Source organism: Allobosea sp. GW821-FHT03A12 (assembly GCF_058986765.1).
Map to the genome: position 1 here is coordinate 1,358,983 of NZ_JBYSVZ010000001.1, position 14,588 is coordinate 1,373,570.

The following is a 14,588-nucleotide window of genomic DNA, read 5'->3' on the forward strand; positions in this document are numbered from 1 at the left end:
TCGCCGCCTCAATCTTCTTGCTTGACGTGCCACGGCTGTCGGGGTTCTTGCGGATCATGCTGCTGATCCGCTCTGTCCTCTTCAATATCGCCTTCTATCTGAACCTCGCATTCTGGCTGCTCGCGGCCATGCTGACGATGGTGTTGCCGCCGCGCTTCCTGCTGAAGATCGCGTTGTGCTGGGCGCAGACGTCGCTCTGGTGGATGCGGGTGATCGTCGGGACGCGCTACGAGATCACCGGCGTCGAGAACATTCCGTCCGGCGGCATCATCATGGCGGCCAAGCACCAGTCGACCTGGGAGACCTTCGCGCTGGTGACGGTGTTTCGTAACCCCGTCTACATCCTCAAACGCGAACTGACCTGGTTGCCCTTCTTCGGCTGGTGCCTGCTCAAGCTCAGGATGATCCCGGTCGATCGCGGTGCCCGCAGCCGGGCGCTGCAGGCCGTGACCCGGCGCGCCAAGGTCGAGCTCGGCCAGAACGGTCGCCAATTGATGATCTTTCCGGAGGGCACGCGCCGGCCGGCCGGGGCCGAGCCGGCCTATAAATACGGCGTCACCCATCTCTACACCGAGCTCGGCGTGCCCTGCGTGCCCGTGGCGCTGAATGCCGGCCTTTACTGGCCACGCCGCAGCCTGATCAAGCGGCCGGGCACGATCAAGGTCGAGATCATGCCGGCGATTCCGCCAGGCATGGACAAGGCGGCTTTCCACGCCCTGTTGCAGGAGCGGATCGAGACCGCGAGCAACCGGCTCCTGGCCGATGGTCTCGCCGAACTCGACCGCCTCGGCGTGCCCGCTCCTGTCAGTACGCGTCAGGAGGCGCAACCCAGCGCCTGATCGGCCTTGACAAGAGGCCGGTCTGTTCCGATTTTGTTCTAGAACAAAGGAGGAACGACATGGCTGCTTTGGCCCGAGCCCGTTTCCCATTCGACCGCAACCGGTCGCTCGACACCATGCCGCGCCAGCTCAACCTGCTGGAGGCGCTCCAGCCTGCCAAGGCGGAGCGCGCCGCGCCGCTGTTCGACGACGCTGCCGGCTTGCCGGGGCAGGTGCGCGAGATGCCGCTGCGGGCGACCGCCCAGCTCGCCGAGCGCCGCTTCACCGCCTGGCGCGGCCGTTCGGGCCGGCGCTATGTCGCCTCGGTCTTCGCGATCCAGGATGGGCATGCGCTGGGGTTCACCGATGCGGTGCTGCTGGCGGTGTCGCCCGATCGCAAGATCGTCGCGGCGCGCGACAGTGGCCCGTTCGGCATCGATGCGGCGCTGACGCGCTGGCGCGACGCCGTCGCCATGGCGGGAGCCAGCGAGATCCACGTCCATCTCCTGGCCGAAGACAGCGCCGGCCGCCGCGCCGCGCTCTGCGACCTGATGCCGGAGGCGTGAGCGCTCAGGGCGCTCCCGGCCCGCTCGTCTTGTCCAGTTCGGCGACGAGGTGGGCCAGCAGCGGGTCGTGGATACCCATCTCGTGCAGATGCTCATGGGTGCGCCGGACATAGTCCGGATTCTCGCCCGAGACGCCCTTGCCCTGGCGGACGAAGGCGAGGACCGCCTCCTCGGGCAGGCGGCCGGCATATTGCTCGTGGTTTCGGTCGGCGATGTAGGTGAGTGCGTTGAGGCGCCGCCCGTCGTCGAGCCGCAGCGCCAGCCGCCGTTCGAGATAGACCGCGGTCGCCTGTTCGCGGGCACATAAGTAGTCGATCGTCTCCTCCGCCTGGTCGGCAGGGACGCGGAAGGCGACGCCGCGGCAGATGCCGCCGCGATCGAGGCCGAGCACCAGCCCCGGCACCTCCGGCGTGCCGCGATGGACATGCGAATAGATGCAGAGCGCGCGGTGATAACCGTGCAGGCGGGCGCCGGAACGCTCGACGAAGGCGAAACCGGGGCGCCAGATCAGCGAGCCGTAGCCGAACACCCAGAGATCTTCCGGCGGGAGCGTCGCCGTCATCGGCTTCCTCACAATTTAGCCTGCTTGCCTCGCCAGAGAGGCTTTGCGACCGGTCGGCGGATAGTCTCCGCCAACGCTGGCGCGTTGCGGCCCCGGTCGCTATCAACCTGCCGAGGTTTTCGCAATGGAGCGTCCGCGCATGTCCGATCCCACGCCCGTGCGCCGGCATGGCCGCTTCTGGCTCTACGCGCCCTTCGTGCTGCTGGCGCTGCTCGCCGCCGGCTGGTCCGGCATCTGGGGCTTCGCGCGCAGCAAGGTCGACCAGGAGCTCGATGCCGGCATCGCCCGAGAGGCGAACGCCGGCCGCAACTGGACCTGCCGGGACCGCAGCGTCGGCGGCTACCCCTTCCGCATCGAGGTGCGCTGCGCCAGCCTGACGCTGACTTCCTCGCGCTGGGGCGACGAGGTCAAGATCGATGCCGGGCCGGCGGTCGCGGTGGCGCAGATCTGGACCCCCGGCCACATCATCCTGCAGATGACCGGGCCGATGCAGGCCAGCCTGCCGCAAGGCCGCAAGGCCGCGCTCGACTGGAAGGAGCTGGCAGCGAGCCTGCATCTCAGCGGGCTGGCCTTCGAGCGCTTCTCGCTGGTGTTGGGCGAGCCGGTGCTGACCGTCACCGAACCGGGGCAGGGCGCCGCCGAGACCTGGCGTGCGAGTGCCGCGGAAGCGCATCTGCGGCCTAATCCGCAGCGCTTTGCCGGCGACGGCACGGTCGATCTCGCGGTGAACGCCAAGGGCGGCGTGCTGCCGGCGCTGGAGGTACTGATCGGCAACGGCCAGCTCGCCGATCTCGATCTGCAGGCCAGCCTGTCGCGCGCGCTGTCCTTCCGGCGCGGGTTCAATCCCGATGCGCTCGAAGCCTGGCGCACGGCCGGCGGCATCTTGGACGTGACCAAGCTCGTCCTGGTCAAGGGACCGACCCGGCTGGAGGCGAGCGGCCAGGTGACGCTCGACGAGGCGCATAGGCCGGCCGGCAAGGTCGTGGCGGCGGTCGCCGGCGTCGACCGCATCGCCGGCATCAAGGTCGGCGGACTGACGGCGGGGCTTGGCGCCCTGCTCGGCGGGCGCTCCGGCGATGGGGGGCAAAGCAATACGGCGGCAGGGCTTTCGCCGCTGCCGCCGCTGGTCCTGCGCGAAGGCAGGGTTTTCCTTGGGCCGCTCCGGCTGCCTCTGCAGCCGCTGCAACCCCTCTACTGATCAGGCCGCGGGCAGGGCCGCCCGCGGCGCCTCGATCTTCACCAGCGCCTTCTTGACCGCGTCCTGCACCTTCTCGAAGGCGCGGACCTCGATCTGGCGGACGCGCTCGCGCGAAACGCCGAACTCCTCGGAGAGCTCCTCCAGGGTGATCGGGTCCTCGGCGAGGCGGCGCGCCTCGAAGATGCGGCGCTCGCGCTCGTTGAGCACACCCAGCGCCTCGCGCAGCGCCAGATGGCGGTTGTCGCTCTCCTCGGAGGCGGCGAGACGGTTCTCCTGGCTGTCGCTGTCGTCGACGAGCCAGTCCTGCCATTCGCCCTCGCCATCTTCGCGCAGCGGCGTGTTGAGCGACGCATCGCCGCCGAGGCGGCGGTTCATGTCGATCACGTCCTGCTCGTTGACGCCGAGCTTGGTCGCGATGCTCTTGACCTGGTCGGGCTTGAGATCGCCGTCGCCGAGCGCCGAGATCTTGCTCTTGGCCTTGCGCAAGTTGAAGAACAGCTTCTTCTGGTTGGCGGTGGTGCCCATCTTCACCAGCGACCAGGAGCGCAGGATGTATTCCTGGATCGAGGCCTTGATCCACCACATCGCATAGGTCGCGAGCCGGAAGCCCTTATCGGGCTCGAAGCGCTTGACCGCTTGCATCAGGCCGACATTGCCTTCCGACACGACTTCGCCCATCGGCAGCCCGTAGCCGCGATAGCCCATGGCGATCTTGGCGACGAGGCGCAGATGTGACGTCACGAGCCTATGGGCCGCATCGCGGTCGCCATGCTCGCGCCAGCTCTTGGCCAGCATAAATTCCTCGTTCGGCTCCAGCATCGGGAACCGACGGATCTCGTCCAGATAACGTGAAAGTCCGCCCTCCGCGGACATGACGGGCAACGACGCAGTCGCCATGCTCGTACTCCTTTCCGGCTCCCGCTGAACGGCGAGCCAACCACCCGATGTTCCATCGGGCAGGATCGTCCGGCATGCAGCCTCGGCGACGACTTCCGTCCAGTCACCTGCTCCACGCCCAGCGGCGCCCCTTTAGCCATCCGCTTTCGCAACGCAGTATAGACGATGCGAGGGTGGCGGAAAGTGGGCGGCGCAGCAAAAATCGGTCACAGGATCGAGAGTTCAGCTTGCAAACGTGCAAAGTGGGGGGGGGGGTCCGACTCGAAGCGCAATTCCTCGCCGGTGACCGGATGCTCGAAACCGAGCAGCCTGGCATGCAGCGCCTGGCGGCCGAGATCGGCGAGCGCGGCCCGGGCGTTTTCCGGCAGGCGGCTCGCCTTGGTCATGAAGCCGGAGCCGTAAAGCTGGTCGCCGAGCAGCGGGTGGCCGATATGGCTCATATGGACGCGGATCTGGTGGGTGCGGCCGGTTTCGAGTTGGCATTCGACCAAGCTTGCCAGCGCTTCGAGCTCCTCATGGCCGCGCAGCAGGGGCGGGTAGCGCTCGATCAATTCGATATGGGTGATCGCCTCGCGGCCGCGGCCTTCGCCGACCACCATCATCTTCTCGCGATTGCGATTCGAGCGCTCGATCGGGGCATCGATCGTGCCGGTCTGCCGGCGCGGCGCCCCCCAGACCAAGGCGAGGTAAGCTCTTTCGAGAGGCCCGGTGCGGCCGTGGTCGGCGAACTGCTTGGCGAGGCCGCGATGCGCCTTGTCGTTCTTGGCGACGACGAGCAGGCCGCTGGTGTCCTTGTCGAGCCGGTGGACGATGCCGGGCCGGCGCACGCCGCCGATACCCGAAAGGCTCTCGCCGCAATGGGCAATGAGGGCGTTGACCAGCGTGCCATCCTCATGGCCGCCGGCGGGGTGGACGACGAGGCCGGCGGGCTTGTCGATGACGATCAGATGCTCGTCCTCGAAGACGACGGTGAGCGGGATGTCCTGGCCGATCGGCGCGGCCGGCTTGGCTTCGGGCATGACGAGGCTGAGACGCTGGCCGGCGGCGACCTTGCGGCTGGCATCGGCGACCACGACCCCGTCGATGCTGACGCCGCCTTCCTTGATCACCTGCTGCAGGCGGGCGCGCGAGACCTCGCCGCCGAGCAGGGCGAGCGCCTTGTCGAGGCGCAGCCCGGCCTGCTCGGGCGCGATGACGAGTTCGGTGGCGGTGGTCGAGGCGGCGGTTTCGGGCGTGGTCATGCGGGGTCTATAGAAGACGTTGTGGGTTGCCCGCTAGGTTTCAAGCTCGCAATCGTCATTCCGGATAAGCGGTGTCAGCCGCGCAGCTCCGGAATCTATCGTAGAACTCCGTTTCCTATGATGGATTCCAGCGTTCCGCTTCGCTGCGGCCGGAATGGCGGTGTTTACCGTTGAGCTCTGCGTCGTGATTCCGCAGCGACCTTCGCGTCGGCCAGAATGTCCGCAACGCTCTGCCCGGAGGGCCCGCTTGCACGAGCTTCGGCTACGATGCGCCGTAAATCCGACAATGTCAGTTCGGCGAGAGAGCGTTGAGCTGCGCTGGCGCTGTGCGCAGACTCCCCTCGCGTGTCGAGCTTCCCGATCATGACGGCAAAGCCTAGCTGAAGATCCGGAAGCGCCCCTTGGGCTCGCCCGGCGTCTGCTGCTCCGGGCCTGGATCGTCGGGCGCATGTGCGACCGGGAAGACCACCGGGGCGGGCTTGCCCTGCTGCGGCGCCGGCTTCGTCGTCACGGGAGCGATCTCGACGACCGGCTCGGCCGGGGGAGGGGCGGCCGCGACGACCGGCTCAGACTTGATCTCGACCTTGGGCTCCGGTTTCGGTTCGGGCTTGGGCGGTTCGGGAGCAGGCGGGGGAGCAAGCCCGGCGGCTGCCGGAACCGTCACCGCTTCCGCGACCTCCGCCTTCCCTTCGAGCAGCGGCGCCGAGGGCTCGTCGAGATCGGCGAGGACGTCGTCGTCGAGATGGGCACCCTGGCTGCCGAGCGTCGCCGGCGGGACAGTCCAGACGAAGGCGTCGAGCCGGCCGGAGATCGGCGAAACCGGCAACCACTGGTCGGAGACGAGGCCGTCGGCGACCCAGGCGGCGTCGCGCGGCGCGCGGGTAGCGCGGGCCAGCCATTCGCGGACGCGGCCGGTGGCGCCGTGCTCGGCCTCCTCCAGCTCGGCCATCAGCAGGCAGGCGCGGACCGAGGCGCCGCCGGCGAGCAGCGGCTTCAGCGTGGCGCGGGCGCGGACGAAGTCCTGAGCATGGATGGCGGCGCTGGCGAGCGCCAGCACGCCTTCGGGATCGGCGGGCCGGAGCTTGGTCAGCATCTCCGCTCGGGCGAGGCGGTCGCGGGCGCTGTCGCCGGGACGGACATCGAGATAGGCGTTGGCAATGTCGGGATGCGAGACCTGCTTCCAGGCGGCTTCCAGCAGGCGCGCCGCCTTCTTGATGTCGCCGCGCTCGGAGAGCATCCGGCCGGCGAGTGCGGCAGCCGGGGTGAGGCCGGGCGCGAGCTTGACTGCTTCGAGTGCGGCGGCGAGCGCCTTCTCGGGCTCACGATCCTTGGCCTCTAGCGCTTCGGCGGCGAGCAGGACGGCGCGCTGGCGCTTGGCTTCGCCCTTGTCGGCGAGGCGCAGGGCGGCGCGGCGCTCGACCGCGGTGCGAGCCGCCTGCCAGTCGCCGGCGGCGGTGTGGAAATCGAGCAAGGCGTCATTGGCCCAGGCCAGGGAGGGCGAGCGGCGCACCGCATCGTCGGCGAAGGCGCGGGCGGCGGCCATGTCGCCGCGCCGACGGGCCTCGACGAAGAGGCCGCGCAGGCCGAGCACGCGTGTCTCCGGCTTGTCGAGCATCGCCTTGAAGGCGGCCTCGGCCTGGCCGCGATCACCGGAGAGCTGGGCCGATTGCGCTTCGAGCAGCAAGGTCAGCGGCTCGCTGGCGGCGAATTTGCGGGCGTCGACCGCATAGCGCCCGGCGGCGACGGGATCGCCGGCGCCGATCGCGACCATGCCGCGCGAGATCGCCTCGAAGCCGCGGGCCCTGCGCCGGGACCGTGAGGCGAAGCCGAAAGCAGAGGGCAGGCCGAAGACGAAGCGCGTGATCGCCCAGACGACCAGAGCAAGGAAGGCGAGCACGACGACGCCAATCGCCGCGATCGCGACGCTGGTCTCGATGCGGTAGCCCTGCCAGAGGATCGAGACCTCGCCCGGCCGATCGGCGAGCCAGACGGCGCCGGCGGCGAGAGCGGCGATGACGAGAAGATAGACCAGTACGCGAACCATCGGGATCTATCCTCTCAGCCTGCCGTGCCCAGCGCCGCGACTGCATCCTGCGCGATGCGGTTGATCGTCATCTCCGCGCTCGCGCGCTGCTTCAGCGCCGCACCGAAGGCTTCGCTACCACGCCGCGCCGGCTCGGGCAGTTGCGCCCAGAGTTCGGCCGCCTTGATGACGTCGTTCTGCGCGAGCGCGCCTTCGAGCCGGATCGGCAGGGTCGCGGGATCGCTGGAGCCGGAATCGCCGACCGGCCGGATGGTGACGATGCGGCTGGCGAGGCCGAGCAGCTTGTCTTCCCAGCTGTTTGCGGCCGGCGTGGTCTCGCGCACGAACAAAGCGTGATGGCTCTTGAACTGGGCCAGCAGCTTGTCGCGCGTTGGAGCGCCAGTGCCGGCGACCGCGGCGAGCGCCGTCTTCTGCTCGGCCGGGATGTCACCGAGCGCGGTAAGATCGGCCTGGAAGGGGCGGCCGGAGGCGATCGCGTCGCGGATGCGCTCAGCCAGGACGACGCGGGCGGCCGCAATCGCCTGCCTGCTCGGCTGGGCGGCGTTCTTGGCCGCGGCCTCTACGCCGGCAAGGCGCTGGCCGAGCGTCGCCGCCGCATCGCGGGCGGCGGCGGCGGTGCTGTCGGCACGGTCGAGCTTCTCGGTCAGCCCGGAGGGGACGCTTGCGCTGGCCGGGGCGGCCTTGGCCAGCTCGGCGAGCCGGGCGGCATTGGCCTGTGCCTCGCTGCTCGCCTTGGCGGCGCTCTCAGCTGCGGCTGCGGCCTTGCGGTCGATGGCGCCGATCGTGGCGCCCTGCGCCTGCAGGCTCTCGACACGCTTCGTGAGCTCGGCCAGCCGCGCGTCCTCTTCGGGGCCGGAGAGGCGCAGAGCCAGCAGCAGCAGGCCGGCGCCGATCACGCCGCCGGCGAGGCCGGCGAGCGCGACGGTCGGCAGGCTGTAGCGGCGCTGATGCTCGGGCACCGGGGGAGGCGTGAATTCCTCGGGGAGCGCTTCGGTCGGCAAGACCGCTTCGGCAGCGGTCTCGATGCGCTCGGCTTCGGCTGCGGTCGTGGCCGACGCGGCAGTCTCCGCAGGCGGCGTCTCGACCGTTTCAGTGGCTGCCAGCTCAATGGTCGGCGGCGTCCGGCCCGAGCGATTGCGGCGCTTGCCCGCCGGGCCTTGGTCGCTGCTCGCCTCCGCCGTCATCTCGTCCTTGCCTGCCTTGTCGTCCGCCTCTGCCGGCTCCTTAGCATCGCCGCTCAGCAAAGTGCGAGCGGGAAGCTGGTCGAGCGCGGCGAAGAGCGCGGCTTCCTCGGGATGCTCGGCGACGAGCACGGTGTCGGACCCGGCCGAGATCAGCGGCGCGGCGATCGCGGCCGAGAGCGCGATCTGCGGCAGGGCCCGCGCCTGCTCGGTGAGCCCGGCCTTGCCGGCGAGATCGAAGAAGACCTCGGCACTGCGCGGCGAATAATGCAGGGCCGCATCGGCCGAGCCGTCGCGCAACGCATCGGCAGCCGGAGCGGGCAGGGCATCGACCGCCTTGGCCTCATAGGCGGTCCAGACCATGACCTCATGGCCGGCGTCGCGCAATTGCTGGGGCAGGTCTTCATGCCGGTCGCGGCCGGCGACGAGCAGCAGCTTCTTGCCCTTCGGCATGTGTTCGAGAATCAGCGTCAGGAGCTCAGCACGTCCGCCCTTGGCGCTGTGGGCAGTGAAGCCGAGCTTGCCGGCGGCGTCCGCGGTGCGCGTGCCGACACAGAAGGCGGGGAGGGTGCCGCGCCAGCTCTTCGGCAAGCTCTCCAGCGCCGGCACGGCATTGGCGCTGGTCAGCACCAGCGCATCGAACGGCCCCTTGGGCGGCTTCTCGCCTGTCGGCAGGACCTGAAACAACGGCGAGACCACCGGATCCTTGCCACGCTCGCGCAAGGTCTGAGCGCTGCGCTCGGCATCCTCAAGCGGTCTGAACACCAAAACGCGCATATCGTCTCCTCGTGCGGGCTCAGGCCGGGACGCAACTGCCAGGCTGGGGGCGGACGCGAACGCCGCGCCCGACACTCGCTCCCTGCGCGGCCTCCGTGACGGAACCAAGGCATTTTCCTGCAAGGATGCCGCAACCGGCGATCGGCATGTCGGTCATCTGCTGCGAGGTCTCCGGTTCTGCGCATAGGGGCTGGCGCTGGGCATTGGCCTTCTCCTTCATGCAGCACTATACGGAGGAAATCCCCGCGCGAAACCGCGCACCCCGGCGGCAGCCTGGCCATCAGGGCCGATGCCCGCCCAACACCATGATGAGCATGCGAGTTCTGGGCATAGAGACGACCTGCGACGAGACGGCCGCCGCGATTGTTTCAGTCGAACGCTCCGGCGAGGCCAAGATCCTGTCGAACGAGGTCCTCAGCCAGATCGCGGCCCATGCCGCCTATGGCGGCGTCGTACCCGAGATCGCGGCGCGCGCCCATGTCGAGGCGATCGACCGGATCGTGGCGCGCGCCTTCGAGAGCGCCGGCATGAAGCCCTCCGAGATCGACGGCGTCGCTGCGGCAGCGGGGCCGGGGCTGGTCGGTGGCGTCATGGTCGGCCTCACCACGGCGAAGGCGATCGCGCTGGTGACGGGCCGCCCCTTCATCGCGATCAACCATCTCGAAGGGCACGCGCTGACGGCGCGGCTGACCGACGATCTCGCCTTTCCCTATCTGCTGCTGCTGGTCTCCGGCGGGCATACGCAGTTGCTCGCCGTGCGCGGCGTCGGCGACTATCTGCGTCTCGGCACCACCATCGACGATGCGGTCGGCGAAGCCTTCGACAAGATCGCCAAGATGCTCGGCCTGCCCTATCCGGGCGGCCCCTCGGTCGAGCGGGAGGCGCTGAAGGGTGATCCCGAGCGCTTCGAATTCCCGCGGCCGATGAGCGGGCGGCCCAATCCGGATTTCTCGCTGTCGGGCCTGAAGACGGCGGTGCGACTGGTCGCTGAGCGGATCGCGCCTTTGTCCGACCGCGATGTCGCCGATCTCTGCGCCTCCTTCCAGGCCGCGGTGGTCGACGTGCTGGTCGACCGTACGCGGGCCGGCCTGCGCGCCTGCCGCGAGGCCGGGATCAAGCCGTCTTCGCTCGTCGTGGCCGGCGGCGTCGCCGCCAACCAGCAGATCCGCAACGGGCTCACGCGCCTTGCGACCGAGGCCGGCTTGCCGATGGTCGCGCCGCCGGTGGCGCTCTGCGGCGACAATGGCGCGATGATCGCCTGGGCCGGCCTTGAGCGGCTGCGGCTTGGCCTCGTCGACGACATGGGCGCGGTGGCGCGCCCGCGCTGGCCGCTCGACGAACTCAGGGCGAAGGCGTGAGCGGCAAGACACGCTACAAGACGATCGGCGTCGCCGGTGCCGGTGCCTTCGGCACGGCGCTTGCGCTCGCGGCGGCGCGGGCCGGGCGGCGCGTCCTGCTCTGGGCTCGCGACGAGGAGACGGTGGCGAGCCTGCGCGCGCAGCGCGAGGCGCCGCGATTGCCCGGCGCGAAGCTGCCCGAGGCCATCGAGCCGGTGTCGGACATCGCGGCGCTGAGCCAGGTCGAGGCGCTGATCCTGGCCGTGCCGACGCAGGCGCTGCGTTCGGCCTCGACACTGCTCGCTCCAGCGCTGCCGGAAGGGCTGCCGGTAATCTCGGCCGCCAAGGGCATCGAGCAGGGCAGCGGGCGCTTCACCACGCAGATCATCGCCGAGGCGCTGCCGCAGGCGGTTCCGGCGGTGCTGTCCGGGCCGAGCTTCGCCGCCGACATCGCGCGCGGCCTGCCGACGGCGCTGACGCTGGCCTCCGCCGACGCCGCCTTGGCCAAGGCGCTGGCGGAGGCGCTGAATTCCCAGGCGCTGCGCATCTATCACAGCAATGATCCGCGCGGCGTCGAGATCGGCGGTGCCGCCAAGAACGTGCTCGCCATCGCCGCCGGCATCGCCATCGGCCTCGGCCTCGGCGAGAGTGCCCGGGCTGCCCTGGTGGCGCGCGGCTTCGCGGAACTCCGCCGTTTCGGCGAAGCGCATGGCGCCCAGGCCGAGACGCTGATGGGGCTTTCGGGGCTGGGCGATGTCGTGCTCTCCTGCGCTACCGCGCAGTCGCGCAACTTCGCCTATGGCCAGGCGCTGGGGCAGGGCAAGACGCCAATTGAAGCTGCCGGCGGCAAGCTGGCGGAAGGCGCTTTCACCGCTTCGGTCTTGGTCGAGATGGCGCGGGCGGAGGCGATCGACATGCCGATCGCCGAGGCGGTTGCTGCTGTCATCGCCGGGAGGGTCGGTGTGCGGGAAGCAGTTGCCGATCTGCTGGCGCGGCCGGTGCGGTCGGAAAACTGAGCGGAGAGGATACGCATGGCGAATGACTGGTCCGATCTGACGAAGCGGGTGGCGCGCGGCATTGCCGAGGTGCGCAAGACGACCGGTGCCGAACTGGTGGCCGAGAGCCAGCCGGTGCCGCTCGCCGGGCGCATTGCCGGTCGGGTGATCGAGTTGCGTCGCCGGCGCCGCGAGGACACGCATCGCTTCGTGCTGATCCTGCCCTTTGGCGAGGGCGAAACCAGGATCGAGCTCAGCCCACAGGATTATGCCGCGCTGACGCGCGAGATGGTGCGATTCTGGAACGAGCAGGGCGAGGCGGCGTCGCGGACGCCGGTGCCCTTCAAGGAAGAGGACGAAGGCTGATGGCGCACTGGCTGATCAAATCGGAACCCGCGGTCTACTCCTGGGACGACCTGGTCAAGGCCGGGGCCAAGGGCACGCATTGGGACGGGGTGAAGAACCACACCGCCAAGCTCAACCTGATGGCGATGAAGACCGGTGACCAGGTCTTCTTCTATCACTCGAATGAGGGGCTCGAGGTCGTCGGCATCGCCGAGGTCATCAAGGAGCATTATCCCTGGGTCGAGGCCGGCCCGCCCTGGGTGCTGGTCGACTTCAAGGCGCTGAAACCCTTGCCGAAGCCGGTCTCGCTCGCCGCGGTCAAGGCCGAGCCGAAGCTCGCCAAGATGTCGCTCGTCACCTCTTTCCGGCTCTCGGTGCAGCCGGTGACGGACGAGGAGTGGGCCCTCGTCTGCAAGATGGGCGGGCTGTAGCTCTGTAGCAACGCAGCGTTTTCCTCCGACTGCCGCCGGGTTTTCGCCGAAAGTCGCAGAAACGAAAGTGCGAGCCCGCGGCGCTTGTCGGCGCGGTCTCGCGGCCTATGATGCACCGCACTTGAAAGAGGTCGGCTGGATCGCCGCGGCAAAGTCGCTGCGAGCCAACAAGCCGGCTCAGATGACGGCCCGAGTCTGGGGAGACGCCTGAAATGTCCGAGAAGATCTATGACGTGCCGGCCGCCTGGGCCAAGAAGGCATGGCTGAACGATGCCAAGTACAAGAAGATGTACGCGGCTTCGATCAAGGATCCGGACAAGTTCTGGGGCGAGCATGGCAAGCGCATCGACTGGTTCAAGCCCTACAGCAAGGTGCGTAACGCCAGCTACAAGCCGGGCAAGGTCTCGATCAAATGGTTCGAGGACGGCACCACCAACGTCGCCTACAACTGCGTCGACCGGCACCTCGCCACCCGCGCCAAGCAGACGGCGATCATCTGGGAAGGCGACGACCCCAGCGAATCGAAGAAGATCACCTACGGCCAGCTTCACACCGAGGTCTGCAAGTTCGCCAACGTCCTGAAGGCCAAGGGGGTCAAGAAGGGCGACCGGGTCACGATCTACCTGCCGATGATCCCCGAGGCGGCCTATGCGATGCTGGCCTGCGCCCGGATTGGCGCGGTTCATTCGGTGGTGTTCGGCGGCTTCTCGCCGGATTCGCTGGCCAACCGCATCGAGGACGCCGACTCCAAGGTAGTGATCACGGCCGATGAGGGCCTGCGCGGCGGGCGCCCCGTGCCGCTGAAGAAGAATGTCGACGCGGCCGACGACAAGGTTAAGGGCGGCATCGGCACGGTGATCGTCGTCAAGCGCACCGGCGGCAACGTCACCATGAAGGAGGGCCGCGACGTCTGGTACCATGACGAGGCGGCGAAGGTTTCCGGCCATTGCCCCGCGGCCGAGATGAAGGCCGAGGACCCGCTCTTCGTGCTCTATACCTCGGGCTCGACCGGCAAGCCGAAGGGCGTGCTGCATACGACCGCCGGCTATCTCGTCTACGCCTCGATGACGCATCAATATGTCTTCGACTACCATGACGGCGAGATCTACTGGTGCACTGCCGATGTCGGCTGGGTCACCGGCCACAGCTACATCCTCTACGGGCCGCTCGCCAACGGCGCGACCACGCTGATGTTCGAGGGCATCCCGACCTACCCGACGATCTCGCGCTTCTGGGATGTCGTCGACAAGCACAAGGTCAACACCTTCTACACCGCGCCGACTGCGATCCGCTCGCTGATGAGCGCCGGCGAGGAGCCGGTGAAGAAGACCAAGCGCAAGTCCCTGCGCCTGCTCGGCTCGGTCGGCGAGCCGATCAACCCGGAAGCCTGGGAGTGGTATCACCGCGTCGTCGGCGACGGCCGCTGCCCGATCGTCGACACCTGGTGGCAGACCGAGACCGGCGGCATCCTGATCACGCCGCTGCCGGGCGCGACCAAGCTGAAGCCCGGCTCGGCGACGCGGCCCTTCTTCGGGGTCAAGCCCGAGCTGGTCGACGCCGAGGGCAAGGTGCTGGAGGGCGCGGCCGAAGGCAATCTCGTCATCGCCGAGAGCTGGCCCGGCCAGATGCGCACGGTCTATGGCGACCACAAGCGCTTCGAGGAGACCTATTTCGCCACCTATCCGAACAAGTACTTCACCGGCGACGGCTGCCGGCGCGATGCCGATGGCTATTACTGGATCACCGGGCGCGTCGACGATGTGATCAACGTCTCCGGCCACCGCATGGGCACGGCCGAGGTCGAGTCGGCGCTGGTCGCCCATCCCAAGGTCTCGGAAGCGGCGGTCGTCGGCTACCCGCACGACATCAAGGGGCAGGGCATCTACGCCTATGTCACGCTGATGGCTGGCGAGAAGTCGAACGAAGACCTGCGCAAGGAGCTAGTGGCGCATGTGCGCAAAGAGATCGGTCCGATCGCCTCGCCTGACCTGATCCAGTTCGCGCCCGGCCTGCCCAAGACCCGTTCGGGCAAGATCATGCGCCGCATCCTGCGCAAGATCGCCGAGGACGAGTTCGGCGCGCTCGGCGACACCTCGACGCTGGCCGATCCGGCCGTCGTCGATGACCTCATCGCCAACCGCCAGAACAAGCGCAAGGCCGGCTGAGACCTCGCGCGCGACACGTCATGGCCGGGCC

Annotated in this window: 13 protein-coding genes; 8 read left to right on the plus strand and 5 right to left on the minus strand. The window is 68.8% G+C overall.

Annotated features, from left to right (window positions below):
* Positions 1–56: 56 nt before the first annotated feature.
* Together AC3WLC_RS06395 and AC3WLC_RS06400 are read left to right on the plus strand one after the other, a co-directional pair.
* Entirely contained in the window at positions 57–839 is a 783-nt protein-coding gene (locus AC3WLC_RS06395) for a lysophospholipid acyltransferase family protein (protein ID WP_493683077.1), read from the plus strand.
* 59 nt (positions 840–898) lie between these two features.
* Positions 899–1,384 carry a hypothetical protein gene (locus AC3WLC_RS06400; RefSeq protein ID WP_493683078.1) on the plus strand — a complete coding sequence of 162 codons (486 nt, stop codon included), beginning with the start codon at positions 899–901 and terminating at the stop codon, positions 1,382–1,384.
* A 4-nt stretch (positions 1,385–1,388) separates the two neighbouring features.
* Here the strand turns inward: AC3WLC_RS06400 and AC3WLC_RS06405 are convergent, their stop codons facing one another.
* On the minus strand, positions 1,389–1,946 hold the full coding sequence (locus AC3WLC_RS06405; protein WP_493683079.1) for a gamma-glutamylcyclotransferase: 558 nt from the start codon (positions 1,944–1,946) through the stop codon (positions 1,389–1,391).
* Positions 1,947–2,085: 139 nt separating this feature from the next.
* Between AC3WLC_RS06405 and AC3WLC_RS06410 the strand changes: the two genes are divergently transcribed.
* A complete protein-coding gene (locus AC3WLC_RS06410) occupies positions 2,086–3,144 on the plus strand; it encodes a DUF2125 domain-containing protein (RefSeq protein ID WP_493683080.1) in 1,059 nt (352 codons plus the stop codon).
* Here AC3WLC_RS06410 and rpoH read toward each other — a convergent pair whose 3' ends face one another.
* The 4 genes from rpoH to AC3WLC_RS06430 all read right to left on the minus strand — a co-directional run bounded on the left by rpoH (position 3,145) and on the right by AC3WLC_RS06430 (position 9,272).
* Positions 3,145–4,041, minus strand: coding sequence for an RNA polymerase sigma factor RpoH (gene rpoH / locus AC3WLC_RS06415; RefSeq protein ID WP_493683081.1), 897 nt, complete (start codon positions 4,039–4,041; stop codon positions 3,145–3,147).
* A gap of 206 nt (positions 4,042–4,247) precedes the next feature.
* Positions 4,248–5,282 (minus strand): RluA family pseudouridine synthase, encoded by a 1,035-nt coding sequence (locus AC3WLC_RS06420; RefSeq protein WP_493683082.1) that lies wholly within the window; start codon positions 5,280–5,282, stop codon positions 4,248–4,250.
* 376 nt (positions 5,283–5,658) lie between these two features.
* A complete protein-coding gene (locus tag AC3WLC_RS06425) occupies positions 5,659–7,326 on the minus strand; it encodes a heme biosynthesis protein HemY (RefSeq protein WP_493683083.1) in 1,668 nt (555 codons plus the stop codon).
* 14 nt (positions 7,327–7,340) lie between these two features.
* Positions 7,341–9,272, minus strand: a complete 1,932-nt coding sequence (locus AC3WLC_RS06430; protein WP_493683084.1) for a uroporphyrinogen-III synthase — start codon at positions 9,270–9,272, stop codon at positions 7,341–7,343.
* A 326-nt stretch (positions 9,273–9,598) separates the two neighbouring features.
* On the opposite strand from AC3WLC_RS06430, the gene tsaD reads away from it, so the two are divergent.
* The 5 genes from tsaD to acs all read left to right on the plus strand — a co-directional run bounded on the left by tsaD (position 9,599) and on the right by acs (position 14,557).
* Positions 9,599–10,642: a tRNA (adenosine(37)-N6)-threonylcarbamoyltransferase complex transferase subunit TsaD gene (gene tsaD, locus AC3WLC_RS06435; RefSeq protein ID WP_493683085.1), complete on the plus strand. Its 1,044-nt coding sequence runs from the start codon at positions 9,599–9,601 to the stop codon at positions 10,640–10,642.
* A complete protein-coding gene (locus tag AC3WLC_RS06440; protein WP_493683086.1) occupies positions 10,639–11,637 on the plus strand; it encodes an NAD(P)H-dependent glycerol-3-phosphate dehydrogenase in 999 nt (332 codons plus the stop codon). The genes tsaD and AC3WLC_RS06440 overlap by 4 nt, the downstream gene beginning before the upstream one ends.
* A 15-nt stretch (positions 11,638–11,652) precedes the next feature.
* A complete protein-coding gene (locus AC3WLC_RS06445; RefSeq protein WP_493683087.1) occupies positions 11,653–11,982 on the plus strand; it encodes a hypothetical protein in 330 nt (109 codons plus the stop codon).
* A complete protein-coding gene (locus tag AC3WLC_RS06450; RefSeq protein ID WP_493683088.1) occupies positions 11,982–12,392 on the plus strand; it encodes an EVE domain-containing protein in 411 nt (136 codons plus the stop codon). Before AC3WLC_RS06445 ends, AC3WLC_RS06450 begins: the two co-directional genes overlap by 1 nt.
* Positions 12,393–12,604: 212 nt before the next feature.
* Positions 12,605–14,557 carry an acetate--CoA ligase gene (acs, locus tag AC3WLC_RS06455; RefSeq protein ID WP_493683089.1) on the plus strand — a complete coding sequence of 651 codons (1,953 nt, stop codon included), beginning with the start codon at positions 12,605–12,607 and terminating at the stop codon, positions 14,555–14,557.
* Positions 14,558–14,588: the final 31 nt, after the last annotated feature.